Annotated in this window: 27 protein-coding genes; 15 read left to right on the top strand and 12 right to left on the bottom strand. The window is 43.7% G+C overall.

Annotation, left to right across the window (positions count from 1 at the left end; translation table 11 throughout):
- Positions 1-155: 155 nt before the first annotated feature.
- Positions 156-635 (bottom strand): hypothetical protein, encoded by a 480-nt coding sequence (locus CWO13_RS15105; RefSeq protein ID WP_108020329.1) that lies wholly within the window; start codon positions 633-635, stop codon positions 156-158.
- Positions 636-937: 302 nt separating this feature from the next.
- Here CWO13_RS15105 and CWO13_RS15110 point away from each other — a divergent pair, with 302 nt between their 5' ends.
- The 10 genes from CWO13_RS15110 (at position 938) to CWO13_RS15155 (ending at position 11,330) form a co-directional block, all read left to right on the top strand.
- On the top strand, positions 938-2,200 hold the full coding sequence (locus CWO13_RS15110) for a metal-dependent hydrolase family protein (protein ID WP_108083136.1): 1,263 nt from the start codon (positions 938-940) through the stop codon (positions 2,198-2,200).
- 159 nt (positions 2,201-2,359) lie between these two features.
- Entirely contained in the window at positions 2,360-3,592 is a 1,233-nt protein-coding gene (locus CWO13_RS15115) for a lipase family alpha/beta hydrolase (RefSeq protein WP_108083137.1), read from the top strand.
- A 188-nt stretch (positions 3,593-3,780) separates the two neighbouring features.
- Complete coding sequence (locus CWO13_RS15120) at positions 3,781-4,071, top strand: hypothetical protein (protein ID WP_258186385.1); 291 nt, start codon at positions 3,781-3,783, stop codon at positions 4,069-4,071.
- Between the two features lie 94 nt (positions 4,072-4,165).
- Entirely contained in the window at positions 4,166-5,164 is a 999-nt protein-coding gene (locus tag CWO13_RS15125) for a DUF2860 family protein (RefSeq protein WP_108083138.1), read from the top strand.
- Between the two features lie 104 nt (positions 5,165-5,268).
- Complete coding sequence (locus tag CWO13_RS15130; RefSeq protein WP_108083139.1) at positions 5,269-6,288, top strand: helix-turn-helix domain-containing protein; 1,020 nt, start codon at positions 5,269-5,271, stop codon at positions 6,286-6,288.
- Between the two features lie 121 nt (positions 6,289-6,409).
- The gene (locus CWO13_RS15135; protein WP_181359921.1) at positions 6,410-7,414 is read left to right on the top strand and encodes a helix-turn-helix domain-containing protein; all 1,005 of its coding nucleotides are present in this window, start codon (positions 6,410-6,412) and stop codon (positions 7,412-7,414) included.
- A 143-nt stretch (positions 7,415-7,557) separates the two neighbouring features.
- Positions 7,558-9,108, top strand: a complete 1,551-nt coding sequence (locus tag CWO13_RS15140; RefSeq protein WP_108083141.1) for an amidase — start codon at positions 7,558-7,560, stop codon at positions 9,106-9,108.
- 8 nt (positions 9,109-9,116) lie between these two features.
- Positions 9,117-9,758 carry a hypothetical protein gene (locus CWO13_RS15145; RefSeq protein ID WP_108083142.1) on the top strand — a complete coding sequence of 214 codons (642 nt, stop codon included), beginning with the start codon at positions 9,117-9,119 and terminating at the stop codon, positions 9,756-9,758.
- A gap of 49 nt (positions 9,759-9,807) precedes the next feature.
- A complete protein-coding gene (locus CWO13_RS15150) occupies positions 9,808-10,257 on the top strand; it encodes a magnesium transporter (RefSeq protein ID WP_136975654.1) in 450 nt (149 codons plus the stop codon).
- Positions 10,254-11,330: an HlyD family secretion protein gene (locus CWO13_RS15155; protein ID WP_107898730.1), complete on the top strand. Its 1,077-nt coding sequence runs from the start codon at positions 10,254-10,256 to the stop codon at positions 11,328-11,330. The genes CWO13_RS15150 and CWO13_RS15155 overlap by 4 nt, the downstream gene beginning before the upstream one ends.
- Positions 11,331-11,542: 212 nt before the next feature.
- Here the strand turns inward: CWO13_RS15155 and CWO13_RS15160 are convergent, their stop codons facing one another.
- Positions 11,543-11,995 carry a septal ring lytic transglycosylase RlpA family protein gene (locus CWO13_RS15160; protein ID WP_108083143.1) on the bottom strand — a complete coding sequence of 151 codons (453 nt, stop codon included), beginning with the start codon at positions 11,993-11,995 and terminating at the stop codon, positions 11,543-11,545.
- 311 nt (positions 11,996-12,306) lie between these two features.
- Positions 12,307-12,798 carry a VOC family protein gene (locus tag CWO13_RS15165; protein ID WP_108083144.1) on the bottom strand — a complete coding sequence of 164 codons (492 nt, stop codon included), beginning with the start codon at positions 12,796-12,798 and terminating at the stop codon, positions 12,307-12,309.
- A gap of 470 nt (positions 12,799-13,268) precedes the next feature.
- Between CWO13_RS15165 and ahpC the strand changes: the two genes are divergently transcribed.
- Complete coding sequence (ahpC, locus tag CWO13_RS15170; protein ID WP_017629768.1) at positions 13,269-13,826, top strand: alkyl hydroperoxide reductase subunit C; 558 nt, start codon at positions 13,269-13,271, stop codon at positions 13,824-13,826.
- Between the two features lie 212 nt (positions 13,827-14,038).
- Entirely contained in the window at positions 14,039-15,631 is a 1,593-nt protein-coding gene (gene ahpF, locus CWO13_RS15175; RefSeq protein WP_108083145.1) for an alkyl hydroperoxide reductase subunit F, read from the top strand.
- A gap of 145 nt (positions 15,632-15,776) precedes the next feature.
- On the opposite strand, the gene CWO13_RS15180 is transcribed toward ahpF, so the two are convergent.
- Positions 15,777-16,376 (bottom strand): LysE family translocator, encoded by a 600-nt coding sequence (locus CWO13_RS15180; RefSeq protein WP_102277316.1) that lies wholly within the window; start codon positions 16,374-16,376, stop codon positions 15,777-15,779.
- A gap of 122 nt (positions 16,377-16,498) precedes the next feature.
- Between CWO13_RS15180 and CWO13_RS15185 the strand changes: the two genes are divergently transcribed.
- On the top strand, positions 16,499-16,984 hold the full coding sequence (locus tag CWO13_RS15185; protein WP_102320540.1) for an Lrp/AsnC family transcriptional regulator: 486 nt from the start codon (positions 16,499-16,501) through the stop codon (positions 16,982-16,984).
- A 113-nt stretch (positions 16,985-17,097) separates the two neighbouring features.
- On the opposite strand, the gene CWO13_RS15190 is transcribed toward CWO13_RS15185, so the two are convergent.
- Together CWO13_RS15190 and CWO13_RS15195 are read right to left on the bottom strand one after the other, a co-directional pair.
- Entirely contained in the window at positions 17,098-18,600 is a 1,503-nt protein-coding gene (locus CWO13_RS15190; RefSeq protein WP_108083146.1) for an arylsulfatase, read from the bottom strand.
- Positions 18,601-18,609: 9 nt separating this feature from the next.
- Positions 18,610-18,999 (bottom strand): DUF4345 domain-containing protein, encoded by a 390-nt coding sequence (locus tag CWO13_RS15195; RefSeq protein ID WP_102432868.1) that lies wholly within the window; start codon positions 18,997-18,999, stop codon positions 18,610-18,612.
- Positions 19,000-19,138: 139 nt separating this feature from the next.
- Between CWO13_RS15195 and CWO13_RS15200 the strand changes: the two genes are divergently transcribed.
- On the top strand, positions 19,139-19,909 hold the full coding sequence (locus tag CWO13_RS15200) for a DUF481 domain-containing protein (protein WP_108083147.1): 771 nt from the start codon (positions 19,139-19,141) through the stop codon (positions 19,907-19,909).
- Between the two features lie 95 nt (positions 19,910-20,004).
- Here CWO13_RS15200 and CWO13_RS15205 read toward each other — a convergent pair whose 3' ends face one another.
- The 6 genes from CWO13_RS15205 to CWO13_RS15230 all read right to left on the bottom strand — a co-directional run bounded on the left by CWO13_RS15205 (position 20,005) and on the right by CWO13_RS15230 (position 24,828).
- On the bottom strand, positions 20,005-20,424 hold the full coding sequence (locus CWO13_RS15205; protein WP_048658228.1) for a globin: 420 nt from the start codon (positions 20,422-20,424) through the stop codon (positions 20,005-20,007).
- A 136-nt stretch (positions 20,425-20,560) separates the two neighbouring features.
- The gene (locus CWO13_RS15210; protein WP_048658227.1) at positions 20,561-20,941 is read right to left on the bottom strand and encodes a VOC family protein; all 381 of its coding nucleotides are present in this window, start codon (positions 20,939-20,941) and stop codon (positions 20,561-20,563) included.
- Positions 20,942-21,089: 148 nt separating this feature from the next.
- Entirely contained in the window at positions 21,090-21,530 is a 441-nt protein-coding gene (soxR, locus tag CWO13_RS15215) for a redox-sensitive transcriptional activator SoxR (RefSeq protein WP_055320106.1), read from the bottom strand.
- A 187-nt stretch (positions 21,531-21,717) separates the two neighbouring features.
- Entirely contained in the window at positions 21,718-22,239 is a 522-nt protein-coding gene (locus tag CWO13_RS15220; RefSeq protein ID WP_108083148.1) for an NADPH-dependent FMN reductase, read from the bottom strand.
- A gap of 242 nt (positions 22,240-22,481) precedes the next feature.
- A complete protein-coding gene (locus CWO13_RS15225; RefSeq protein WP_107898726.1) occupies positions 22,482-24,044 on the bottom strand; it encodes a glutamate synthase-related protein in 1,563 nt (520 codons plus the stop codon).
- Positions 24,045-24,270: 226 nt separating this feature from the next.
- On the bottom strand, positions 24,271-24,828 hold the full coding sequence (locus CWO13_RS15230; protein ID WP_108083157.1) for a DUF1439 domain-containing protein: 558 nt from the start codon (positions 24,826-24,828) through the stop codon (positions 24,271-24,273).
- A gap of 286 nt (positions 24,829-25,114) precedes the next feature.
- On the opposite strand from CWO13_RS15230, the gene CWO13_RS15235 reads away from it, so the two are divergent.
- Entirely contained in the window at positions 25,115-26,458 is a 1,344-nt protein-coding gene (locus CWO13_RS15235) for a sigma-54 interaction domain-containing protein (protein WP_107898725.1), read from the top strand.
- Positions 26,459-26,541 lie beyond the last annotated feature (83 nt).

A 26,541-nucleotide genomic window follows, 5' to 3' on the forward strand; every position in this document is an offset into this window, starting at 1 on the left:
TGAACTGCCACACTTAAAACTGCGTGGATTATTAAATAAGTAAGAAATCGATAAATGGAATGCAGGTAAACAGAAACCAAAAAGGGCTAGCAAAACTGCTAACCCTTCTCAGTTTAGAGTTCGTTTCAAACTCCCGATTTCTATTCAACTTTCGCTTACGCTGTCTTTTCATTCAAGTTTGCGTCTTGCTTATCATCAAGAGCAAAGTAGATCTTCGATACAATCACTTCGGCAATCAGAATCGTAAATACCACAGCAAAGAACGCAACCACACCATTCCAAGGACCAGTAAAGCTCACCTTCTCACCGAACAACAAGTTAATCGCTTCTAGCATCACGAATTTTGAACCCACTAAAATGATGTAAGTGGTGATTGCTCGGTAAACCTTAGGTGCGGTGCCCGGCTTGCTTTTGAAGTGCTCAGCAATCTTGTGCTCTAAACCAATAGAGAGCTTCAACAACAACTGCAACAACAACGCCGCAATCAAAGAGATAGTGAAAGATTCAATGTTTACAAAGTCCCAGTACTCATCAAAGAAGTTAAGAACCACTAAGTCCACCAGCACAGCTAACGTGTAACCAACGAATAGACGTTGTGGTGTATTGAATCCGTAAACTTTGTCTGATTTAGTCATTCTGTTTCTCTCTAATTGGATAAGTAGTCTCGATTTGAAATACATCTTAGCGTTCGAATCGAAGCAAAACTTACCATTTGATGACACCACAACCATTCCATTCGAAATTATTAGTTTTTATCGATTCATCATTTCTCACACCAATAATTCGCTTCCCTCTATAAAGCAATTTTCAAAAATATAGAAATGCACCAAAAGATAAGCCTCATCATTGCTTGTCACCAAATGGCCATTTTTCAAATACTGCCCGCCATAAGATAACTCCATCAGCGACACACTCTCATTTCCAAAAGGTGCAGACTATGAAAAAGCTAATCACTAACGCGAACGTATTTAACGGTGTTGATAACAACCTAATCAAGAACGTATCAATTCTTATTGAAGACAACTTGATTACACAAATTGGCGAGGTTGATACAACGTTAGCGGATGAAATTATCGATGCTCAGGGTGGCACGGTAATGCCAGGTTTGATTGATGCGCACGTTCATATCACGCTATCTGCACCTTTCAATGTGATTGATACCATGACACGTGAAGAAGTAGCGATTCGCTCAGCGAAAATATCAGAAGAGATGCTGATGCGCGGCTTTACCACAATTCGTGATGTAGCAGGTAACACGCTTGGCCTTAAGAAAAGTATCGATAACGGTTACGCCACTGGCCCACGCATTCTTCCTTCAATGGCGGCTATCTCGCAAACCTGTGGTCACTCTGATTACCGTCAAAACCAAGCGCAAGAACGTTTAGCTAACGGCCACGAAGATTCCCCAATGATGAAGCTTGGTGCTATGAAAGTGGCCGATGGTCGTTCAGAAGTATTGAAAGCAGTACGTGAACAACTGTTTATGGGTGCATCACAAATCAAGATCATGGCAGGCGGTGGCGCATCTTCAACGTTCGACCCGCTAGACACATTGCAATTCACATCTGAAGAAATGAAAGCTGCAGTTGATGCCGCTTCCGATTACGGCACTTATGTCGCTGCGCACATCCACACTTCAGATGCGATGCGCCGAGCAGCAGAAGCAGGTGTGATGTCATTCGAACATGCAACTATCATGGATGACGACATTGCGGAGATCATTAAAGAGAAAGGTATTTGGGTGATTCCGTCTTACTTTACCTCTTCATTGATTGCAGAGCGTAAAATTCCGCTGCCAAATGAAGAGACATACCGCAAGACAGAACGCGTAGGCAAAGCCATGTTCAAGTCAGCAGAACTGATTAAGAAATACGACATCAAAAACATCGCTTTTGGTACTGATTGTGTGGGCGAAACCAATGTTCACGCGACCCAACTGAACGAACTAGGTGCGATTGAGCAAGTATTCGATACCATCACAGCACTTCGCATGGCGACATCAAACTGTGGACGTTTATTCGAGATGTCAACTTACCAACACCCTTATCAAGAAGGCAAACTAGGCCAAATCGTTGAAGGGGCATATGCAGACCTATTGATCATCGACGGTAACCCACTGGAAGGCGTAGCATGTGTGGCAAACACCGATACACAGAAACTGATCATGAAAGACGGTAAGGTGTACAAAAACACGCTTTAGCGTTCAATATTCACTCACTGAGTAACTAAAACTCAAAGGCAAGCAAGCGAACTTTTTAGTCGCTTGCTTGCCTTTTTGTTAAGCGTTGTTTTATTGCTACTATTAAACACAGGCTATTGATTCAATGATGGAACGAGTTGATCTAAGGATGAAAATGTAATGAAGCGATTACTTACTGTGCTGCTAATCAGTTCAGCACTGTTCGGGTGCGGTAACTTTAGAAACCTATCTAATGAGATAGAAGCTATCGACTCCATTACCAATCAATACATGGTTACCTTGAGTCAACCTGCCTCCGGCTCTGCCGTGGTAATTGAGCAAATCAAAGACATCAATAAAAGCGAAGTGGATGGTTACGACGGAATAATCGCTAGTGACCGTATCGACTTACAGCTATCGAACAACATCCATTACCTACTTGTCTTTGAAGATAAAAATCAAGACTTAACCCTACAAGCAGACGAAGCATTCAGTGTCATTAACCTTCGTAACCATCAAGACAAATCCACAATAGAAGTATCCCTAGAAGTTAATGAAAATGAAGTCCCAAGCGCCTTTGTTGATCGCTCATTATCCTCACTACTGAAAATTGAGTTAGACCTCGTCGATATAGGCACCGTGGTGGATTTATCGGATCCTCCTTTTGAGAAAGGGAATGCAAAACTCGGTATGTGGCAACCACTAACATTCTTACTCGAAGATAATGCCGGGCTCTATTTTCTATCTGAATATGACCCAAATAAAATCCCAATTCTATTTGTGCATGGGATCAATGGCACCGCTTTAGATTTCGCCCCTCTCATTGAAAAAATCGACCAATCTAAATATCAAATATGGGTTTTCAACTACCCTTCTGGTTTGGCTTTGGCTTTGGCTTTGAACTCAAAAGGCTTGAACAATCTGTTACATACAATTGTGAGTGAATATAAGAACCAGCAACTACATGTTGTTGCCCACAGTATGGGTGGCTTGGTCGTGACTAACAGTATTCGCCAGTGTCGTATTGGGCAGCTATGCGATTTTGTAAGCAGCGTAACCACCATCTCTTCACCGTTTGGTGGTGTCGATTCTGCTAAACAAGGGGTCGAGTACTCTCCCGTAGTAATGCCTGCATGGGTTGATTTAAATCCAGACGGGAAATTTATCGCTGACTTATTCATTGACAGCAGTAAGATTCACATTCCCCACTTTTTAGCCTTTGGTTATAACTCGGGCGATCTATTTAATACCAACAGCAACGATGGTGTGATCAATTTATCAAGCCAGTTATCACGACCAGCCCAATTGAATGCGGACCAAATTCGTGGTTACAACAAAAGCCATCTGAGTATTTTAGATAATGATGATCTGTTTGAAGACCTGTCTAGCTTTTGGCTAACAGCAGAGCAATAAACCCACAGCCTATACATAACCCGACAAACGAGTTGGCGTGAATAGTATTAACATTGGCGGTATTTGCACTGCGCACCAAAACCCCAACCTTTATTCTAATCCCATAAATCAGCACACGGAGTGACGCTAAGCCTAGCGAGCTAGGTTTCGAAACAAGGATAGTGACTTTCTAACTTGGGATAGAAACGATGACTATCAATGAATTAAAACAAAGATATTTTTTCAAAGTTATGGGGAAAGATGCAGTTTCAGCTGCGGCTATCTCTCTGCCTACCTTAGCGAATGCAACACCAACTTCACCAACCAATTTGCCTTCAGATCACCAAACCGTTGATTCGCCACTGGATGCGACCGAGATGGCGAACCTGATAAGAGACAAAAAAGCCTCACCAAAAAGAATTCGCACAAGAAACCATTCGTTCTACTGTCTCTTTGCTCGAAAGTCTTGGGCAAACAGAAAAGCCCCGATTGCGCTTTAACAAGCGATTAACTTTAAAGAGCTTTTCGTTTTAGAAAGCCATTCATGTTCGAAAGCAATTCGGTTTAGAAAATTATTTAAGTACGAGTCTATTGATGAAACATATTATTTTCCTATTTCTAGCAAGTCTGACGCTTGCGCCAAACTCATTCGCAGCTCTAGCACCAAGTGAAGGCTTCAGTGGCAATATGACCTTCCTAACAGGCTTCAACGCCAACTCAAGCAACCTCGATGTTGGTCAAAGCAATCATCAATCTCAAGCCGATTTAATGTCCTCGGGTAATACGGAAGCTGAGGGAATGGTCGCTGTTTTGGGTTCAGTGCAATACACCTTTGGCGCTTTGAATCATAAACAGTTTTTCTTAGGTACCTCAAGAGACGACATCATTACAGGTACGCTGGCATTTGAAATTGGATATAGACAGCAAGTGGAAAATGGCATGGTAGTCGACTTTTCTATCTTGCCGACTCTAATATCTGGCGAAGTATGGGATGACCCTTATGCTGTAGACTCGAAAAGAGAAGAGACCGATGTCACTGGTACTGTCGTTCGAATGCAACTTTCAAGAATAATGGGCTCGAATTTTAATCTCGATGTCGCTTCTGGTGAGTCAGACGTTAAAAAAGAAAACACCGGTCTAAAGGGGCTTGGTTTAACCGAAGAAGAACGCGCACTGATGATTCGAGAGCGAAAATACTTTTACCTAAAATCGGGTTACCAGTACTTCTTAAAAGATGGTTCTGGCCTTTTCACACCCTCGATGAATGTTGTCTCATCAGACTCAGAGGGAGACGCACTATCGTTCTTGAGCCTTGGCGCGGAAATTAACCTAGCGAAAATGTATGGAAATCATGGTCTAGCTTTAACACTTAATGCAGCAAAGCGTAGCTATGATAAAGAGAATCCAATTTTTAATAAAACTCGCGAAGATAAAGACTTTGGAGCATTCATCGCTTATGAGTATGCCAATATCTTTGATACAAAAAACTGGTCTCTAGTATCACTACTCGGTGCTAAAACAACGAATTCGAATATTGAGTATTACCAATCATCACAATACGTGGTTTCCGTAGGTGTTGATTATAAATTCTAAGGCTGAACAGAGATTTTCATTACTTGTAACCCATAAACAAATCCTTTAATTTGGATATATTACCGAGAAGAGCACTCTTCAATCACACGAAATAACAGGGAGTTATGGTGGAAAGTTTTAGCACACAATTGCCCATATTTTGGTTTAAAACTTTAGATTCTGCTATTAAAGCAAGAATTGGAGACAGCAGAGATATCTGGTCGGGGGCAGAGGTCTATAAACAACTTTGCTCCGCCGAATCGATCTCGGCGTATCAGCTTCAAACCGCCATCACAAATATCTACCAACGCTTTGATCATGAACTGATCGAATTATTTGATGATTCCGCTCGCTACTTCGATGAGCTTGAGATGGGCGCTCCGGTAATGGCTATGCTCACTGCACCAAACCTTGCCAGCTTTTGCCAGCTTCTGAGTCGATACTCTACTCACATACATCCACTACTGAAAATATTCAGTCGCGAAACAGAGTGTGGTGACATAGAACTTTGGACAGTAACCCCAGAGTACATCGACGAAACCACCCTAATGACACACATCAGCTTAGGGCTCTATTTCAGTATCATCCTCAAGCTCGTTCGAAAGTACCTGAATATACCAAAACAGAAAGTTGCCATTCACATCCACAAGAACACCATCGGTGATGAGTTTTTAAGCATATATGAGCGCGTATTTAATGTAGAAATGAAGGAAGGCTTCCCCGCCCGATATATACTGCTCCCTAACGATCTTGTTCAGGCAAAACCTCGTCAATTCCAAGCCGACTTTCATGCAGAGTTAGTACGAATCGCCGACCAACAGATGGAGAAAGCGTTAAAAACCAACTTAATATACAAAGTGAATGAAACGTTCAAAGTGCTCGCGGTAAAAGACACCAACCTAGATAGCGTGGCGAGTAACCTTCACATCAGCCCTCGAACCCTGAATCGTAAACTTAAACAACAAGGGGTGAGTTTTCGTCGTTTGTTCGATAAATATCGACTTGAGCTGAGCATGACGTTGCTAAATCAAAACAACAGTAATATTACCTATGTGGCTCACGAGCTTGGCTTCTCAGACTCAAGCGCATTCAGCCGAGCATTCAAGAATTGGACTGGTCACTCTCCAACAGAGCTTAGAGGATGAAAAGAACTCACTCATACACTGTCTTATTGACGACGAAGATACCTATAGTAGCAACCAATACTAAGGTACAGTCCAACAAGGAACATAAGGTCAAGGCATTCAATATATGGTAGGCCCAACAATGAAAGGTATGGAGATCAACTCAGCCTGGTTTGAAATGATCGATGATTTTGTAAAAGCTAATGACATCCCCTTAGATCGTATTTTCCCCGACCCACAACAATACCAACAGTGGAAATGCTCCTCTTCTGTCGATTATAGTGAGTTTAAACAGTCTCTAAGACGGATTGTTGAATACCGTAAAGATTACGCTTCTTTGTTCCTAGCAGTGGAGAGCCTCAACCCCTTAAGTTTTGGCACGGTGGGGGTCATGCTAGCTTCAGCACCTGACTTACGTACGTTAATGAAACTCATGTCTGAATTTCAGGTTCTATTTGGTGGGACTATTAGTACCGTTTATCGTGAGACTGCCTTTGGTGAAGGCGAAATGTGGCTAATAGAGCAGTCAGAGCAAGATTTACATCTGGAACTTGTAATCGTTTATGGCGCAGCTCTCCTAAAATTCATACGAGTATGCAGTGGTGACCCAACACTCTCTGTCCATTTCAAGATGTTAGCCTGGCATATTGGAGAGGAATACTTAGAGCAATTCAAACAGATCACCGGTTGCGAAATGGATTATGGCCACAGCATGCGTCGCCTATCTATTAAGAAAGAAAACCTATATAAACCATTAAAGTTCGCCAACGCTTCCCTTCATGAAGCAACAAAAAAACGAGCCTATGAAGAGCTTCAATTAAACGTAAGTACCAACATTATCGCACTCACACACAAGGCACTGTACGGAATAGGATTAACGGATTCAAACCAAGAGGCTGTGGCCCAATATCTTAATATGTCGTCTCGTTCATACAGTCGTAAATTGAAGCAGCTCGATACCTCTTTTTCTGAAGTACTCAAACAAGTTCGCCTCGAATTTGTTCTAAAAGAGTTTGATAGCAACAAAGACAATTTAACAGAAATCGCCTACCAACTTGGATTTTCAGATCTCAGTGCATTTTCACACGCATTCAAACGTTGGACAGGAATCTCTCCCAAACAGGCCCTCAAGCAACATCACAATTAGAAATAGTCATGAATGATGAATGCCATTCGAGCATATTCACACTAGAGATAGTTGGCGGATAATAACAACTTTATGGCTTCAGAGAGCAAAGCTGACAACATGTAAATTCATATAATCCTCACTAGATTTTTGAGGAATATTTTATGAAAAGACGTGATTTTATAAAGAACATCGGCATGGCCGGTTCAGCTGTAGCGATTAGTACAACAATTCCCACTGCAATGGCCGCTTCCATTTCAACCAGTACAACTAAGCGGACAAGTGCTTCACCAAAACGCTCCCCACTCGATGGTATAGCTATGGCGAACCTCGTCCGAACTGGGCAAGCGACCCCCAAAGAGCTAGCCCAAGAAGCCATCGAAAAAATTAAGCTAACTAACGGTACAATTAACGCTGTAGTCAATGAGCGTTTTGATGCCGCGTTGAAAAACGCAAATAACATCAATAAAAATGCTCCTTTTGCGGGTGTTCCGTTACTAGTTAAAGATTGTGTCGACGTTGCTGGAATGCCATCGACCAATGGTTCGCTATTGCTCCAGAATAACATCCCTCAGCAATCATCTGATTTTGTCGTTGCGTGTGAAACGGCGGGATTTAACGTTCTGGGCATGACTCACTCACCTGAATTTACCAGTTCTGCATCAACAGAAAGCATCCTCTTTGGCACTACTCGTAACCCTTGGAATCTCGAACGTAGCTCTGGCGGATCATCTGGTGGTTCTGGCGCAGCTGTAGCGGCGGGTTATACGCCCATTGTTCATGGTACCGATGGTGGCGGTTCTTGTCGTATTCCTGCGTCAATGTGTGGCATTTTCGGCTACAAACCAAGTCGCAACTTACTTATTTCGGGTGCTGTTGGTACCGATGATTTCGTACTCACTCACTCCTCATTTATGTCGCGTTCAGTTCGCGATACGGCTTTAGCAGCAAGCTTAACCGAGAACCATGTTCGTAGTAATAACAAGCACCGCCGTGTGCCGCTCGGCTATGTAACTCAACCTATCGAGAAAAAGCTCCGCATCGGCGTTTCAATGAAAAACATGTTTGGCGATATGCCAGACACAGAAACTCAAAACGCGATGACAAACACCATCAAGATACTGCTTAATCTTGGTCATGAAGTGATTGAAGTAACCAACCCTGTACGTGGTCCTGAGTTCATGCACAACTTCACAGCTGTATTTGGTAGTCGTTTGGGGCAACTGGGTAAAATGGTTGAAGCACAAACGAAACAAAAACTCGAAGATTCTAAAATTCTTGGTTGGCAAACGGTTGGTTGGATCCGTGAATTTGAACATCATGCGAGCAAAAACAGCAAGTTCGTTGAGCAAGGTTTTGCTTACCAACAGGCACTGGATGCGCAAATGAACGATCAATTCTATAAGTCTATCGATGTATGGCTAACGCCAGTAACACCGGACAAATCCCATGACCACACACTAACGAATCCAAACCTGAACAGCGATTTCGGTATTTTCAAAGAACAAAGCAACCGTGCTCTATCGTATACACCGATCGCTAACATGGCTGACAACCCATCGATATCAGTTCCTCTTTATTGGACTCGTACAGGCCTCCCGATTGGTAGCATGTTCAGCACAGCTCGTGGCAACGACCGAACGCTATTTGGTCTCGCTTATGAACTCGAAAATGCGAGTCCATGGGCATACAAAACAGCACCACACTTTGTTTAGGAAATAAAATGAGAAAGTACGTTCTTTCAGTCACTCTGTGTCTAATGAGTCATGCTGCGGTTGCCAACAGCTGGTTATTTAGCGGCTACGCTAAATTTGGCGATATCAAAGCCAATGGATCAAATGTCACCACTTCTCTTGAAGGCTACCATTACCGTCAAAATACGCTTGGTCGTTTGACGCTAATGGGTGAGATCGACAGCGCTAATGTTGGCGAGGTAGATCAAAACACACCTCCCTTTCAAGTGACTCAGTTTGGAGCTATCCAGCGTATTGCAATAGGGCAGCAGGCGGCAATAAGTTTTGGTTACCAGAACTTATTTGGACTAGGTGAATCTCTTGAGAATCGTCCGTCTATCGCTTTGCAATATGGCTTTGAAAACGGACTTTACCTTAGCCACCGAACTCGTTATCACCACGCGGACTTTGATGCACTAAGTAGCACGACGCGTTTAGATAATATCATTGGCTATGCCTTCAATGGATTTGATACCTACCTACAACACATCTACTTTTCTAACGAAAATCGCAACGATTTTCAATGGAGAGTGACCAAACAAGCGGAAACGTTTTCACCATTCGTTGAGATCAGAACTCAACAGGATCGTGATTACTACGCGTGGGTTGTTGGTGTAAACCTCAGTATTTAACGGTTAGGCAGCCATTATGTGTTGCCTAATCTCAACATTCGAGATTGGTATGTTTAAGAAAATTCGATCCTTTTTAACAGCTTTATTCAAAAAACTCTTGTTCGTTTCTGCTTGTGTTGGTCTGGGTTGGTTTTTCCAGCTCGGCGCAGAAATTAATGGTAAAGACATTCCTGAAGAGTACTTTTACAGCGGTGGTTACCCTGTCCCTATCGCGCTAATGGACGCGGAGTGGTTTATTGGTTTTGCTTCTGTACTGACATTATTAATGGTGGTTTATCTGCTTAAATTGGCGTGGGAACTTCATGAGATTGCTGTCCACAAAGCGGAAAAGACCATGGCGGCGCATGTAACCCTCGTTTCAGCCCTCACCATGCTGGGTCTGTTTATTGATAATACATGGTGGATTTTAGCCATCATTATCGCGTTTACAAATTGGTCTGCATTAGGCGAATCAATCATTCGATTATCTAAGAAGGTTAAAGAGGAAACTCAATCATGAAAGAGATGCTAATACCGTATATTTTGATCTGTTGGATTTTGGTCAAGATGGGCATTGTCACATGGAATCTTCGTAACGCCGTAAAGATGGTCGGGATCGGATTTGGTATTCTCATGGTGTTATTTTTCGGCCACCGCATCTGGTCACCTGTTGATATGACTAATTCAACGACAGTAAAAGCTCCCCACGCTACATTAGCTCCGTTTATGGGGATGCAAGTTAACGAGGTGTTTGTTGACCACAACCAGAAAGTCACAAAAGGACAACTGCTTTATACGCAAGTGAACGTGGATACACAAAGCTCCATTGAAGCTCTCAATGCTGAAAAACAGGCATTGCTGGCTCAAATCACGGCTCATAAAGCGCAAAAAACGGCGGATGTGCACACTATCAAAAACATCGAGTCAAACTATAGACGTCTAAGTAAAATGGGAAACTTTGCAGCGGAACAAAACCTTGATGATGTAAAAGCTCAACTCAACACGGCAAGAGCAGCATCTGCAGCTGTTGATGCGGCTATTCATGCTGTTCGATCTCAAATCGTTGGCGTTGAAGCAAGGTTAAAAACAGCACAGTGGCAAGATGAACGTAAAGAGGTGCGCGCTCCATTCGACGGCCAAGTCAGTGTTGTAAACATTTCGGCAGGTACCATTTTTGGTGGTATTCACTTGTACGATACCTCTCGTAAATTTGTTGAGATGCGTATTGCCGATCAAACCTACAACTATATTGAACCCGGTCAGTTTTCCGAATTCTATGTGGATGCGTTCCCAGGAAAAACCTTCCGAGGCCGTGTACACAGCATTCGTACTGGTACGGGTGAAGCTCAAGTAAGTTTGATGCCAGGTGACCAGCATGTACGTCAGCACATTGGGAATAACATGAGTGCTCATGGACGTACCGTGTTGATTGAGTTTGATGAAAACATGAACGGTGGTTACGACATCCCGATTGGTTCATCCGGTCAGGCTTGGATTAGTGCCAAGAAACCTGCTTCCGTAGGATTTATCGATATGATTGGTGGTGCAACCATGCGCCTTACCGCAATGAAGTCATATTTGATGGCTTTATAAAAGCCTCGTAATACATAAAAATAAAAGAGTAGCAACAGCTACTCTTTTTCCACACCTATCTCCACCATATAGCAAACGAGTACTGCTATCAGACCTAACCGTATTGACCTCTCAATGTCCAGTTACACTTTAGACTTCGGTATTCAGCACCTCCCCTTTTGGCAATCAATAAGAAGTCGATGATATTGGTTAAGGGGGAGGCTAGAAGAAGGTTAGTGTTTGTACCTAAAGGTATTGCTGTCATCAACAATCTCGATTTTAACAGGCACGGTGCCTTGTTTAACGTTGCCGATTTTTGCAAATGCCTTGTGCGACAGGTCGATCACTCGGCCTTTTACATAAGGGCCTCGATCGTTAATTTTCACATCAACAGACTTGTTATTGTCTGTATTGGTCACTCTCACGATAGTGCCGAAGGGCAAGGTTTTATGAGCCGCAGTATTCGCATTCATATTATACGTCTCACCACTTGCTGTGAGCCTTCCATGGAATTTATCGCCATACCAAGAAGCTTTACCAGCAAGAGCATGGGACTTGGCATATTCCTTTGTTTTGGAACTGCCGACAGCCGACGTTGAGGTGCATCCAGCTAATATCATAAGAATAAGAGCAGTAAAGATAATATGTGATTTTTTCATGTAATTTGGGTGAGCTAATCTGTGCATTTTTCTCTATTTTCGTTGTTATTGGTTAGCAATATAATGCTGAGTATAGTCACGGCTCAGCCAAGGCTACCATTCGGTATGATGGCACAATGTTTTCATGAACAACGCTTTATTCCGTCATATTCATGAAAGGTTTTATCTTCAAAGCGTCAACTTTAACAACGACTTTAATCTGTATCTTTCTTAATCATTTCATGTAGATAAATCACTCAACCAAACATCCAAATACGAAAAAAAGGATTGGTATCTCTACCAATCCTCTTTAGGGGTGTGCTTCGGTTTTTCTACCTTATGGTAGGTAGATAGCGCGATTACTCGTAATCAGTCGCGTATGTATCTTCGTATGTGTGCGAGTAGAATTCGAATAGGTTGCCAAACGGGTCTTCTAAGTAAACCATTTGTGCTTGTTTTAATTCGTCTTCTGGGTGGTAACGGTGAATATCCATACGTACCTTACCGCCAAACTCCTCTACGCGCTTAATAGCTGAATGAAACTGCTCTTTTGGAAGCTGCAGACAGAAGTGGAAAATGCCCAGGCGAGAGAAATCCACTTCGTGACGTTCTTCACGGTCAACCATTTCGAATAGCTCAACACCGATACCGTCTGAAGTTACTAAATGTGCAATGTTGAAGCCTTTGAAGCCTTCGCCAAATACTGCGATACACATGCGGCCGATTGCTGATTCGCGCTCTTCCATAACCTTAGTGTTGTTCATTACAATTCTTAGACCTAGAGCTTTAGTGTAAAACTCTACTGCTTGGTCCATGTCGCCTACCATGATGCCTACGTGATTCATTTTCATAACTTTCTCCAATTCGTTTTTTATTCTGTGCTTTTCGAAGACTAGCTTCGGTATTTCGTTTCGATGAAGAGAGTATAGGGAGAGACTGTGATTAACTGAAATTATCATAAATTATATTAATAATAATTTTTTGTTATACAAAAATTAACAGGAGATCTCAGCTCACTTAAAGAAACACTGTCTACCTCGATGTTCACGCTATAAATAGCCGTTCACGCTAATAGAGATAAGCCAAATGTAGAGGACAGCCTAAAGAGCATAGCTCCTCAAATGGGTGATGCTGATGTTTGATAGCTTTTGTTAATGATTTTTGTTGATAGCTTTTATCGATAGCTTTCTTCTATCAAAGATAGGATTTGCCTATTGAATCTATAGAAATGTCCGATTTCACTAATTTTCGGTGCCAATGCAATATATCTCCATCGACGCGGGATAGCGTTAAACACTACAAATTAGAAAGAGAGTCCAACATGATCAACACAGAAATCAAACCATTCAACGCAACAGCATTCAAAAACGGCGAATTCGTAGAAATCACTGAGCAAGACGTTAAAGGCAAGTGGGCTGTATTCTTCTTCTACCCAGCAGACTTCACGTTTGTATGTCCAACTGAGCTAGTTGACCTACAAGAAAAATACGCAGAGCTTCAATCTCGCGGCGTAGAAGTTTACTCAGTATCAACTGACACGCACTTCTCTCACAAAGCATGGCACGATACTTCTGACAAAATCGGCACTATCGAATACTTCATGGTAGGTGACCAAACTGGCAACATCACAAACAACTTCAACGTTATGCGTGAAGGTCAAGGCCTAGCAGACCGTGCTACGTTCCTAATCGACCCAGAAGGCGTTATCCAAGCAATGGAAATTACTGCTGAAGGTATCGGCCGTGACGCTGAAGACCTACTACGCAAAGTTAAAGCAGCACAATACGTAGCCGCTAACCCAGGTGAAGTTTGCCCAGCAAAATGGAAAGAAGGCGAAGAGACACTAGCACCATCTCTAGACCTAGTAGGTAAGATTTAATCTAAGCCTAGCTAACAAGAATAGCTAAAAAGAACAAATAAAACGGTTCTACAGGCGCGCTTCGGCCTCCCTCCTAAAGGGCAGTTGCGCGCCACCCTTTCAAAGCATCAACACCACAATATTTGCCGACTTGCGCCCCTTTTTTATTTTCCTTTTTCAGCAAGAAGGTATTGGTCAATACCAAGACACAGAATTTAAGAGCAGGCACGATTATGTTAGATCAAGCAATGAAGCAGCAGCTAAAAGCATACCTAGAAAACCTAAAAACCAATGTTCAGTTAGTGCTGAGCCTTGATGACAGCGATACCGCAAACAAACTTCAAGACCTAGCGAATGATATCGCCTCTCTCACAGATAAAATTGAGGTGACTCGAGATGATAGCGCAAGCACTCGCCGCCCTATCATGCAGGTCGTGAACCAAGAGAAAGGCACCGCGATCGGTTTCGCGGGTTTACCAATGGGTCACGAGTTCACATCATTGGTTCTAGCACTGCTTCACAGTGGTGGTCATCCAATCAAGCTTGAAGCTGACGTAATCGAGCAAATAAAAGAACTAGACCAAGAGCTGAATGTAGAAATCTTCATCTCACTATCGTGCCAAAACTGTCCAGAAGTGGTTCAGGCATTCAACATGATGTCGGCGATTAACCCTCTGGTTAAGACAACAATGATTGATGGCGCAGCATTCCAAGAGGAAGTGAAGTCTCGCGACATCATGGCAGTACCAAGTGTGTTTATTAACGGTGAGCTATTTGGTCAAGGCCGTATGTCACTGGCAGAGATCCTGAACAAGGTTGATTCAGGTGCAGCGGAAAAGAAAGCGGCTAATCTAAACCAACAAGCACCCTTTGATGTATTGGTTGTAGGCGGCGGCCCTGCAGGTTCTTCAGCAGCAATTTATGCGGCACGTAAAGGCATTCGCACAGGTGTGGTTGCTGACCGATTCGGTGGTCAAGTAATGGATACAATGGCGATTGAGAACTTTATCTCAGTGAAAGCGACAACGGGTCCTAAGCTAGTGGCTAGCCTGGAAGAGCACGTAAAAGAGTACGGTGTTGAAGTAATGACTGAGCAGCGCGCTGCCAACATCATTGCTGCAGAAGACACGGAAGATGGCTACATCCACGTTGAGCTAGAGAGCGGCGCAACACTGCGAGCTCGCACTGTCATCACAAGTACGGGTGCACGCTGGCGTGAAATGAACGTTCCAGGCGAGCAAGAGTACCGCAACAAAGGCGTTGCTTACTGCCCACACTGTGACGGCCCATTGTTCAAAGGTAAGAAAACAGCGGTTATCGGTGGCGGTAACTCAGGTATTGAAGCCGCTATTGACCTAGCAGGTATCGTGGAACACGTAACCGTACTTGAATTTGCAGACACGCTACGCGCTGACCAAGTACTTATCGACAAAGCGAACGCAACGCCAAACATCGAAATCATTAAGATGGCTCAAACGACACAAGTGTTGGGTGATGGCAACCGCGTAACCGGTCTGGAATACAAAGACCGCAACACCGATGAGCTGAAACAGATTGAACTCGCGGGTATCTTTGTTCAAATCGGCCTAATGCCAAACAGCGAATGGTTGAAGGGAACGAAGGTAGAACTATCACCACGCGGTGAGATTGAGATTAACGCTCATGGTGCAACATCAATGAAAGGTGTATTTGCAGCGGGTGACGTAACAACCGTACCTTACAAACAGATCATCATCGCGATGGGTGAAGGTGCCAAAGCAAGTTTAGGTGCATTTGACCACCTAATCCGTAACTCAGCTCCAGTTAAAGAGGCTGAAACCGCTTAATCTTAAAACTTAAAAGCTTCTAGGCATAAAAGCTTTTAACTCAAGTTCCTTAAATATTTGTTAACTTAATTCTTTACTGTTAACGACTTAGTCGACATTTAGACACCACTCCTATGGATTTAGGAGTGGTTTTTTTCTTTCTGAACTATGCCGGTTGATAAAGCATGAAAGCAACAACAAGCGCGAGACTTCCACCCAAGCAACGGTTCACAAACATCATCTGTTTTGGTGATTGAAGCAATTTTTTAAGCATGGTGCCGCAATACGCCCACACCAACATGCACGGTACACCCGTGATCACCATACCCGCGATAATGGTCACCACTTGAATCAGGTAGTCCGCGTTCGGGGTGATGAACTGTGAAAACACAGTTAATGAAGCAATCCAACCTTTAGGGTTTAGCACCTGCACCAGCACGCCTGACATAAAGCCCGAGCGATTGTCGGTGGTGCTTTCTTCGATTTGCATATTCGCAATCGACCACGCCATGAACAGCAAATAGGCCGCACCCACGTATTTCAAAATGTTGTATAGCTCTGGGTAAAGGGTAAATAGGCTCACCAAACCGACACTGGAACCCGCCAGTACGATGATGATGCCAACAGCGTTTCCAGAGATAAAAGGTAAAGTTGCAGCAAACCCATAACGACTTGAAATCCCAAGTAATGCGATATTGCCAGCCCCAGGTGTAATTGCAATTGATGTTGAAAATAGCAAGAACGCCAGCATTAATTGAGAGCTCATTTCCTCTCACTCCTAATAAGTAAAGTATTTATAGGGAGAGAGTTTACAGATTCGACTAGGAATTAAATTGCTATATAGGCTAATATTAATCCAAATTTGAGCAAGACTTTTCCAAAAAAGCCATGAAACAGAAAGAATCCACCAAAGAAGTGTTAGATGACACAGATATCGCCATCTTAGAACATATCCAACAAGACGGACGCATGAGCAACAGCAAGCTCGCAGAGAAGGTCAACCTCAGCGAAACCCCATGCTGGCGCCGTTGGAAACGCATGGAAGAGACGGGTTATATCGATGGTTACGCAGCGAAGCTAAACCGCAAAAAGCTGGGTTTTCATGTAGCAGGCTTTACTCTTGTGACCTTGGGTAACCACGAAGTTGAAAACACAGAACCGTTCGAAGAGTTTGTCGCCGTTACCGATTGGATTCCGATGTGTCACTGCATTGCTGGCGGTGCCGACTATATGGTGCAAGTGTTAGCAAAAGATTTGGAAGAGTACTTTGAGCGTATTAGCTCAATAAGACGAGTAAAAGGCGTGAGTGCGATTCAATCCAACATCTCAGTGAAAGAACTAAAAAACAGCTATCAGCTTCCTCTTGAGGACTAGTTCACTTCTCCTGACTGCCCTGTTCTTTCAGCAAAACAAAAGCCCAGCTCCCTAGATTTCTAAAACTTAGGGGCTGGGCTTTGTTTATTTAGGTTCTAGGAAATGAGCATACGTTAATTCCCCACACCACCGGTTTTCTCAGCCGGAGATTCTGGTGTGACTGGCGGCCACTCTTCGAAGGTTGCTAAGTGTTGCTGAATAGCGGCTTGAGCAGGGCCAAATGCCCACATTTTCTGTCCCATCCATTTCAAGTACATTCCAGACTCTTCAGCTGCTCGCTCGTAAGGATCACGACGCAGGTTGAACAATAGTGGTGCGTTAAGTTCTTCTTTCGGGCCACTCCAACCGTGATTCTGAACCACGAAGTGTGCCTTCCAATCTCCTACTCGAACGGCTTGTAGCTTATCTCGCTCGTAATAGTAAATCTCTTTACGGTTCGACTCGCCTTTTTCCGTCAACATATCGACTTGGTTGTAACCATCGAGATGCGCTTTAAAGCCATCGTGACCTTTCAGCATTTTCTCTTTCAGGTCTGTTGGACCACCCGCCGCTGTAATCAATGTTGGCAACCAATCCATACCATAAAAGATGCCATTACCGACACTGCCAGCTGGGATTTTTCCCGGCCAACTCACCAATGCAGGAGCACGAACACCACCTTCCCATGTTGTGCCTTTTTCGCCATGGAATGGTGTCATACCACCATCTGGCCATGTCATGATTTCTGGGCCATTATCGGCCGTGAAAATGATGATGGTGTTATCTGCAATGCCGAGCTCTTCCATTTTGGCAAGCATCTCACCAACGTGATCATCGAGATCTTTCATGACCACTTCTTGCAGTCCCCACCCGTTCTGGCCAAGCATGGCCTCATATTCTTCAGAAAGGTGCGTCCAAACGTGACCACGTGATGGACAGTACCAAGTGAAGAACGGTTTATCCGCTTCAACCGCCCTTTCGATGAAGTTGATCGCGTGTTTATTGACTTCGTCATCCAGTGTGCGCATGCGCTCAATCGACAGCGCGCCATCATCCTCGATGGTTTGTCCGCCCTTACCATCCGCTCTTGAATAGATCACGTTACGAGGTGCAAATGCGTCTAACGAACCGTCTTTTGGCCAATCAGGGTCTTCGGTGTATTCCATCGCATTCAAGTGATACAACCAGCCCCAATACTCATCAAAACCGTGCATTGTCGGAAGGAATTCATCTCGGTCGCCTAAATGGTTTTTACCAAACTGCCCCGTCACATAGCCCATGCTCTTGAGCATTTCTGGAAGCGTTGGGGTATCCGCACTCAAACCCACAGGCCCACCCGGCAATCCAACAGAGTGCATGCCCGTTCTCACTGGTAGTTGCCCAGTTAAGAAGGCAGAACGACCCGCGGTACACGATGGTTGAGCGTAGTAATCGGTGAGTAACATGCCCTTCTCGGCAATGCTGTCGATATTCGGTGTTTCACTGCTCATCACGCCGTTGTGATAGGCACTTAGGTTTGAGATCCCCACATCATCAGTGAAGATAACAAAGATATTTGGCTGCTCTTGAGCTGACCATGCTGATAGCGAAAAGCTACTCAACACACTCAGAATAAGAAGATGGAAAATCCTTTTCATAGAATGTCCTTATGCTGTTTCAGATTGCTCGTTATGAATCATTTTTAAACCGACTAAGCCAAAGCCCAGTTCCAAGATCAGATAGACAAAAAGTAGCCAATGCGGCATGCCATCCACCACCAAACTGATGACTCGTCCGGCAGCTAAACCCAACATGAAAACCACCAAACTATAGAGCGCTGGCAGTCGATACTTTTTGAACAGTGCGCCAAACACCCAAAACAACGCCAGAGCCAAATAAAGCCCCATCACTGCACGAAAGATATGAGTCACATTGATGGGGCTCGCGTCGATCCCAAAAAGGTAATCAAGAGAGACAACTGGTGCATAACCATAAGACAGTGCAATCGGTGTTAAACCTAAAACCGCGACGAACAAGAAAATACTCTGTGGCTTCATCCCCTAACTCTCTTAACTTAGCTCTTTTCAAAAAACATAGTCTACAATCAGCGATATACAAGTTGCATATATGGTAAATGAATGGTCAAAACATACATTCATAACAGTGCGATTTCACATTGAGGATAAGGATATCAATATGACTAAATGGCGCTATCTAATCGCATCAGCACTGGCTGTTAGTTCAACTGTAAATGCGCAAGAAGCAAGTACACCGATGAATACAAAAAAGTGGCAACATAGCTTCGAAATCTACGCGCTCGCACTCAATATTCGTGGAGATAGCACCATTGGTAATTTGTCAGCAGATGTTGATGTTGATCCTTCATTCATCATGGATCATCTTGATATGACCGTAATGGTGCGTTTAGAGGGTGTCTATGACAATCAATGGGGCTATTACATTGACTACAGCTTCATGAAACTAAGCGGAAAAACAAACTCGGTATTAGGATCCAACGCAGAGTTATTAAGAGGCAACCTTGATATCCGACAAGGTGTTTTAGATGTGAAGGGTTTTAAGCGCTACCAATACGATTTTGGCACGATTGATTATCTGTTTGGGCTTCGTTGGTGGGATAACGACATTGATACCAAGCTTTACGGTTCAGGTGGTAGGTTAAGTGTCGACCGATCACTTGATGAAGAATGGGTTGACTACCAAGTAGGTGTGAGATGGATTACGCAGATCAATAAGGATTGGAAGTTTCACGCAACCATGGATGCAGGGCTTGGTAGCGACACCGACTTTACCTCTTCCCTATTAACTGGCGTACGATACCAGATAAACAGTTGGTCTGACTTAAATATTGCCTATAAATCGACCTGGGTTGATTACGAAAACAAAGGAACCTTTGAATACGATACCGCATCGCAAGGATTCCTGATTGGTTGGGCTGCTCATTTTTAATGATGAGTCAAAAAATTGAGAATTGAGGTAAGCCTGATTCATGACTTACCTCTCAAACGAAATCTACCTTTCAAGAAAAGCTGCTGGTGACTTAACTATTGATTCACAGAACCTGGCACAACACACTCTTTCTTCATGATAGTTAAGCCTGCTTCGAGAGTTTCTGTCCAAGCTTGTTCGACGCTTTCATCATAGTGAGGGTCGTATTTTTTAACCGTATTGAGTAACGAATTGAACCACTCGTTGAGCTCAGTTTCGGAAATATCCAGCCCTAAGTCTTTATGCCTTTTACCCAATTTCTTTACTGAGTTACGCACGCTCGGCAGACCAGCAGAGTTGTAGATAAGAATGATCGAGGCTTTAAGCATCTTGGTTTGTTGCTCTAACCCTATCTTTTCGAAACGCTCTGAAAACCTTGGATTATGCTCGCAAAAATCCGCCAAAAACGTTTCGAGAAATTCTTGGTCGATCCGGCAGCGCTCAAAGCTTTCATAAAACAGTTCGTTCGATGTCATTTAGCTGAACCTTTGCAAAATTTTGAGTATTCAGAAAGCTAACAAGTTCAGAGCCGCGACTTCGCCAACTCCGAACCATCAACATGATCTAAGTATACGCCACTGTGGCATAAAATGAACGATGACATAAGGTAAACTATGGCATAAAGTGAGTTGCACAGATCTTGTTTCCATCAGGATCTCGCAAATAAGCCATGTACAAGCGACGCTCGTCAGAACCTCTCGCTCCGGGGCCGTTTTCAATACTGGTACCGCCATTTTCGACGCCAACCCGATGCCACTCATCTACCACCTCTGGAGAAGAAGCTAGAAAGCCTATCGTCATACCATTACCGTGCGTTGCAGGCAGGCCATCAATCGGCTTCGTTAAGCCCAACACGCCCGTTTGGCTAACGTAAACACAGCGCCCTTTGGGATCAACTGAGCCTTCGTTATAACCAAGTACTTTCATGATGGGGTCATAAAAACACTTCGCGCGTTCAATATCTTCGGTACCGAGAAAAACATGGCTGAACATAACTAACCTCTTCTTTTATTGAAAGAACCACCTAAACTAGACCCTTAATTCCGCTTTGTCTAGACGAGATACCCCTACCCCTGCCACCACTGCTCTATCAAGTGATAACACATATAGAATTGAGTTCGATGTTCAGACGAAATGGAGGCTAATCAACAATACGCTGAGCACCCTGCCCTTGGTCATGAAGAATATCTTCTGGGTTTAATAAATGGCACTTTTGCATACTCAAACAACCACAGCCAATACAACCTGTTAGATTCTCTTGTAGCGAACGTATTTGTGCCATCTTGCTATCGAGTTGCCCTTGCCACTTCTTCGCTACTCGCTCCCAATCTCGCTTGGTTGCTGTGTGGTTCATCGGCAGCGTCGATAACTCTTCCGTGATCTCTTCAAGAGTAAAGCCTATCGACTGCGCAACTTGAATAAGAGCAATTCGACGCAACATCGCTGACTGATAACGGCGTTGGTTTCCATTCGTTCGAATAGAGGCAATTAACCCTTTAGTCTCATAGAAACGCAGTGCAGAAGGAGCAACACCACTGCGCTCCGAGAGTTGACCAATCGTTAAATACACGATGTTTTTCATGCTCTATCACTTTCCCTGTTCATGTTATTTAGCTATTCAAGCCCACAGAGCAGTATAGCTAAAGTTAATCTTAAGTTTAAGTTGAGGTTCTTGAGTTAGCTTTGAGTTTTCATATAACAACAGCAGGGCTTAAAACGCAAAAACAGCCATCAAGGAAGGGTGTTTGAGTCTTATGACCAATATGCACCTAGATCTTTTTCATTATCATCTTAAGGTTATCGATCATCTCTACGTTAGTCATCTCTCCCGCTTCCATATCGAAGTTATCGTAGAAGCTTGGCACCGACATAGAGCCTTTCACATCAGCATCAAAGTAAGGTGCAGAATTTACCGCTGACGACAACACAGAACTTGCACCACCAGGGCCTGGTGATGTGGAGAGCATAACAACAGGTTTGCCTTGATAAACTTTCATGTCGATGCGTGATGTCCAATCAAACACATTCTTAAAGGCTGCGGTGTATGAACCGTTGTATTCAGCAAAAGAGATGACCACAGCATCAGCTTCACCAATCTTGGTAAAAAAGCGCTGCGCATGTTGATGAACGCCGGACTCTTTTTCTCTGTCTTCACTGTAAATTGGCATCTCGAAATCATTGAGGTCGAGCACCTCGACTTGCGCGCCTTCGACTAAACCTGCTGTGTAAGCTGCAAGTTGTTGGTTAATTGATGTTGTACTGTTAGTCGCGCCAATCGCTAATACTTTCATTGTTGGTTCCTAATTCATTTGTATCACCTTTCCACATTCATGGTTTCAGAGGCGATTGTCTGTGTATTTAGATTGGGAATGATAATAAAACCTCAAGTTAACTTGAGGTAAAGCGATATTTTTAAAAAATAGGAAATATTTTAAAAACGCTTATAAAGCAATGCATTACAAAAGGGCAACTTTGGGGTTGAGGAAATAAGCACACCCAAAAGAGCAGTAGGTGTGCCTTATCGAAGTGCTGTTTACTTAAGTTGGTTTAGTGGACTGACACCAGAATAGGCAACTCCCGATAGCTCTGCCATTTCGCGATTCCATGTTGCTAAATCGTGAGGGTTAAATTGATTCAAGTGATCATGCCCACACGCTCTCGCCATCACTTGCATTAATTCTGTCGACGCCTCGAAGAAGTTTTTAAGCTGATTCGATGCCTTCTCCACATTTAAACGCTGGCGTAAATCGGCTTTTTGAGTCGCAATACCCGCTGGGCAATTATTGGTGTTACACATTCTCGCCGCTACACAACCTATCGACTGCATGGCACTGTTCGAGATGGCGACACCATCAGCCCCAAGCGCCATTGCTTTCACAAAGTCCATCGGTACGCGCAAACCGCCCGTGATGATCAATGTGACTCTGTCACTGACACCTTGCTTGTCTAGATAGGCTCTGGCACGAGCAAGCGCTGGAATAGTTGGCACACTGATATGGTCTCGGAACATTTCTGGCGCCGCCCCTGTACCGCCGCCACGCCCATCCAAGATGATGTAATCGGCACTGGCATCTAATGAGAACTGAATGTCTTCCTCGATATGGTTAGCACTTAGCTTAAAGCCTATTGGGATACCGCCTGTCACCTCTCTAACTCGGTCAGCGAACTTTTTGAAATCCTCGACTGTTTTAAGGTCAACAAAGGTGGGCGGAGAAATCGCTGCCGTACCCGCTTCAATGCCACGTACTTCTGCAATCTTACCTATGTTCTTCGCGCCCGGTAAGTGCCCGCCCGTTCCGGTTTTCGCCCCCTGCCCGCCTTTAAAGTGGAAGGCTTGAACGTTTTTGAGCTTAGCTTCATCGTAACCAAACTGAGCACTGGCTAACTCATAAAAGTAGCGAGAGTTCGCCGCTTGCTCTTCGGGTAGCATACCGCCTTCTCCAGAGCAGATGCCTGTTCCTGCAAGTTCAGCACCTTTCGCTAAGGAGACTTTTGCTTCTTCAGATAGCGAGCCAAAACTCATATCAGACACAAACAAAGAGATGTCCAATTTAAGCGGCTTCTTCGCTTTGGGACCAATAATCAGTTCAGTACCAACTGGCACATTTTCTAGCAAAGGCTTGGTGGCCATTTGCGCGACCATCACTTGAATATCATCCCAGTGAGGTAATAGATATCTTGGGACGCCCATTGAGGTCATTGGCCCATGGTGACCTACTTTGGATAAGCCATCTCGTGCCAATTGATGAATGAACTCAACCGTGGGCTCTTCTTTAGTTGCAGAAGGTGCAGGTGAGAGATCGGGCGTTGCCGCTTGGATATGCACATCAGGGCCTTCTTGACCCACTTGCTCAGCCGTAAACTGTTTATGGGCACCATCACAAAAAGGAAGGTTGCTAGAATACTTACAGCGACACAGGTAGGCATCTCCGCTCTCTTCGGCAACAAAGCTTTTCGGTTTGAACCCCGAACCGGCATGGGAACCGTCACAAAACGGTTGGTTTTTCGATTTCCCACAGGTACAGAAGTAATACTCCTCCCCTTCGGTTAGCTCGACCTTAACGGGTTTGTTATCCGCTATCACTGGATTCTTCATAGTTCGTTCACCTTTTCTTTCTTATGATTTGATGACTGAAGCGATGACTTGCTCACAAGAGTAAAGTAAAGATGAGATACGCAGCGAATTCAATAAATGGGCCTGAGAAAACAAGCTTAATATACAGCCAAAAAACAGAAGCATTGACTGTTCAACACAAACAAAAATGGCCACCAAACTGGCAGCCATTGTGTTTTAAATCTTAGTCTAAGCTAAACGTGAAAGGTTAATCGAATAACTCGATGACCAGCTTGTTGTCTTTAATCACAAGATTAGGTTCCGAAGACTTAATCAATGACTCTTGAACCTTATTGCTGTCGAGTTTGTAAACTGGCGACTGAGATAAGGCAAAACCAATCATAGAAACGGCAGGCTTAAGTAGTTTGGCGATCTCAGGAGAAAGTTGTTTGTCTTTTTCTTCAAAGCGCTCTAAACGCAGTGATTTCAAATAAATCTCGCCACTCTCTTTGTCATATTCAGGAATCGCACTGAACTCGATATCAAGATCCAACATCATGTTCGGCACATTAAACACCTGAACTTGTGCATTAGTATTCGCCAGAACAGACACGCGCTCGGCATCAGCTCGGCCAATTTGTACCGCTAAGTCATCAACCGCGACTTGTGCATACATAACGTTTTGCACACCGACTTCTTGCTCTAACATCACCGAATCTTGCAGGTAGTTCGTCATTTCTTGTTCAGTAACGCTATAGCTAACACAACCGCCTAGCACCAGCGCAGAAGCTGCCAAAATGAACTTTTTTGCTACGTTAATTATCATCAATATCAGCTCTTTATCGTTAGTGATTAGCGCGGAGTTTACTGTGTCATCATCAATAAACAAAACAGTAAAAACACGATATTCGTGAATACCTTTATTAATAAGCATAAATATCAATAAGTAAAGCACCAGATTAGCTTTCCCGCTTTAGATAATGACACTTGTCAGCCAAACGCCATCAGATTTGTGTACTCGAATTAATTGAGTTTTGCTCCTAAGCTTATGGGATATTTAGGGGGCTTACTGTAGGTTTCATCATGGAGTCGAAACATGAAGAGTGAGCACAATGCCATCAAAAAGAGTATCACCTGAGCCTAAAACTCGTTCTGTGATTCTGCTATGTAACACCACATGCCTGCACCATAATCAGTGGGTAGATGAATTGCGCCTCCATAACTGGGAAGCTCAAATTGCAGAAACGACCGAACAAGCCATTCACTTGCTCAATTCCCACAGCCACTGCTGCGCACCAATTGTGGTTTCTTGTCTAACATCATCCTCGGTCGATAAGCAATGTGAGCAAATATCAACGTTGAAGGCACGCTTTCCAAGTTTAAAAGCAATCGCTATCTTCAAACAACCACCAAGCCGAAACTTATCGCTCATTAAGCAAACCTATTGGGATTATTACCACCTACCAATTGATACAGAGTGGCTTTGTCGAAATTTAGGGCATGCGTATGGCATGGTAGACACCAAACAGAACAAACCTAAGCCTGCTTCATGCCATGAATATCAATTGGTGGGGAAATCCAGCACCATCCAACAACTTAAAAAGAAAATAACTAAGATCGCTAACAACGATTTCCCAGTACTGATTCAAGGGGAAACAGGTACAGGAAAAAGCCTCTGTGCACGTTTAATACATGAGGCCTCAGCCCGCTGTCAGAAACCGTTTATCGCTGTAAATTGTGGCGCAATACCACAGTCACTGGTTCACTCCGAGTTGTTTGGCTTTGAAAAGGGCTCGTTCACGGGAGCAAACAAGCGCTACGTCGGACATGTAGAAAGAGCGAATGGTGGCACACTATTTCTCGATGAGATCGGCGATCTTGAGCTGTCGCTGCAAACTTACCTGCTCCACTTTCTAGAAAATAACTTGATAGAGCGATTAGGCAGTAACAACCAACTAACTGTAGATTGCCGTGTAATTTTCGCCACCAACGTCAATATCGAACAAGCCGTCGCGGCGGGTAAATTTCGAAAGGATCTCTTTCATCGGATCAATGTACTTCCATTGGATCTAGTGCCACTCAATGATCACAAGGAAGACATTGAAGATTTGATTCGATTTGAACTAAAACACAATTACGCATCCAAAATCAAACTGCCTAGTGACACCCTTGAGCAAATGAAACAGTACCATTGGCCGGGCAATGTCAGGGAATTATTCAACTGCATAAAAAGGGCGATTGTTCTTTCTAACTCAAGCGCCCTTTCTACTCATCATATGGGGATTCAATTGAAAGGTGCATCGCTCGCCACTGAGAGTGACACTCGACTTTCTTCAAAAAATGTCCGTCGAGTGATTCAGCAACACCACTACAATATTTCCCAATCTGCTAAAGCGTTGTCTATTTCTCGGACAACCTTGTACAAGCTGATCAAAAAACATCAGATAGTAATTTAAGTCGCCTAGTTAATTAATTACCTAACTAAAAAAAGCAGCCTAACGAACTAGGCTGCTTTAGAGTTTAGTTGTACTCAGTTAAT

The sequence above is a fragment of the Vibrio sp. ZF 223 genome, from assembly GCF_003050585.1.
GTDB lineage: Bacteria > Pseudomonadota > Gammaproteobacteria > Enterobacterales > Vibrionaceae > Vibrio > Vibrio crassostreae.

What these genes read in the sequence shown, in the direction of transcription:
- CWO13_RS15105 (WP_108020329.1), bottom strand. Translation starts at nt 635, where the DNA reads ATGACTAAATCAGACAAAGTTTACGGATTCAATACACCACAACGTCTA.
- CWO13_RS15110 (WP_108083136.1), top strand. Translation starts at nt 938, where the DNA reads ATGAAAAAGCTAATCACTAACGCGAACGTATTTAACGGTGTTGATAAC.
- CWO13_RS15115 (WP_108083137.1), top strand. Translation starts at nt 2,360, where the DNA reads ATGAAGCGATTACTTACTGTGCTGCTAATCAGTTCAGCACTGTTCGGG.
- CWO13_RS15120 (WP_258186385.1), top strand. Translation starts at nt 3,781, where the DNA reads ATGACTATCAATGAATTAAAACAAAGATATTTTTTCAAAGTTATGGGG.
- CWO13_RS15125 (WP_108083138.1), top strand. Translation starts at nt 4,166, where the DNA reads ATGAAACATATTATTTTCCTATTTCTAGCAAGTCTGACGCTTGCGCCA.
- CWO13_RS15130 (WP_108083139.1), top strand. Translation starts at nt 5,269, where the DNA reads ATGGTGGAAAGTTTTAGCACACAATTGCCCATATTTTGGTTTAAAACT.
- CWO13_RS15135 (WP_181359921.1), top strand. Translation starts at nt 6,410, where the DNA reads ATGAAAGGTATGGAGATCAACTCAGCCTGGTTTGAAATGATCGATGAT.
- CWO13_RS15140 (WP_108083141.1), top strand. Translation starts at nt 7,558, where the DNA reads ATGAAAAGACGTGATTTTATAAAGAACATCGGCATGGCCGGTTCAGCT.
- CWO13_RS15145 (WP_108083142.1), top strand. Translation starts at nt 9,117, where the DNA reads ATGAGAAAGTACGTTCTTTCAGTCACTCTGTGTCTAATGAGTCATGCT.
- CWO13_RS15150 (WP_136975654.1), top strand. Translation starts at nt 9,808, where the DNA reads ATGTTTAAGAAAATTCGATCCTTTTTAACAGCTTTATTCAAAAAACTC.
- CWO13_RS15155 (WP_107898730.1), top strand. Translation starts at nt 10,254, where the DNA reads ATGAAAGAGATGCTAATACCGTATATTTTGATCTGTTGGATTTTGGTC.
- CWO13_RS15160 (WP_108083143.1), bottom strand. Translation starts at nt 11,995, where the DNA reads ATGCACAGATTAGCTCACCCAAATTACATGAAAAAATCACATATTATC.
- CWO13_RS15165 (WP_108083144.1), bottom strand. Translation starts at nt 12,798, where the DNA reads ATGAAAATGAATCACGTAGGCATCATGGTAGGCGACATGGACCAAGCA.
- ahpC (WP_017629768.1), top strand. Translation starts at nt 13,269, where the DNA reads ATGATCAACACAGAAATCAAACCATTCAACGCAACAGCATTCAAAAAC.
- ahpF (WP_108083145.1), top strand. Translation starts at nt 14,039, where the DNA reads ATGTTAGATCAAGCAATGAAGCAGCAGCTAAAAGCATACCTAGAAAAC.
- CWO13_RS15180 (WP_102277316.1), bottom strand. Translation starts at nt 16,376, where the DNA reads ATGAGCTCTCAATTAATGCTGGCGTTCTTGCTATTTTCAACATCAATT.
- CWO13_RS15185 (WP_102320540.1), top strand. Translation starts at nt 16,499, where the DNA reads ATGAAACAGAAAGAATCCACCAAAGAAGTGTTAGATGACACAGATATC.
- CWO13_RS15190 (WP_108083146.1), bottom strand. Translation starts at nt 18,600, where the DNA reads ATGAAAAGGATTTTCCATCTTCTTATTCTGAGTGTGTTGAGTAGCTTT.
- CWO13_RS15195 (WP_102432868.1), bottom strand. Translation starts at nt 18,999, where the DNA reads ATGAAGCCACAGAGTATTTTCTTGTTCGTCGCGGTTTTAGGTTTAACA.
- CWO13_RS15200 (WP_108083147.1), top strand. Translation starts at nt 19,139, where the DNA reads ATGACTAAATGGCGCTATCTAATCGCATCAGCACTGGCTGTTAGTTCA.
- CWO13_RS15205 (WP_048658228.1), bottom strand. Translation starts at nt 20,424, where the DNA reads ATGACATCGAACGAACTGTTTTATGAAAGCTTTGAGCGCTGCCGGATC.
- CWO13_RS15210 (WP_048658227.1), bottom strand. Translation starts at nt 20,941, where the DNA reads ATGTTCAGCCATGTTTTTCTCGGTACCGAAGATATTGAACGCGCGAAG.
- soxR (WP_055320106.1), bottom strand. Translation starts at nt 21,530, where the DNA reads ATGAAAAACATCGTGTATTTAACGATTGGTCAACTCTCGGAGCGCAGT.
- CWO13_RS15220 (WP_108083148.1), bottom strand. Translation starts at nt 22,239, where the DNA reads ATGAAAGTATTAGCGATTGGCGCGACTAACAGTACAACATCAATTAAC.
- CWO13_RS15225 (WP_107898726.1), bottom strand. Translation starts at nt 24,044, where the DNA reads ATGAAGAATCCAGTGATAGCGGATAACAAACCCGTTAAGGTCGAGCTA.
- CWO13_RS15230 (WP_108083157.1), bottom strand. Translation starts at nt 24,828, where the DNA reads ATGATAATTAACGTAGCAAAAAAGTTCATTTTGGCAGCTTCTGCGCTG.
- CWO13_RS15235 (WP_107898725.1), top strand. Translation starts at nt 25,115, where the DNA reads ATGCCATCAAAAAGAGTATCACCTGAGCCTAAAACTCGTTCTGTGATT.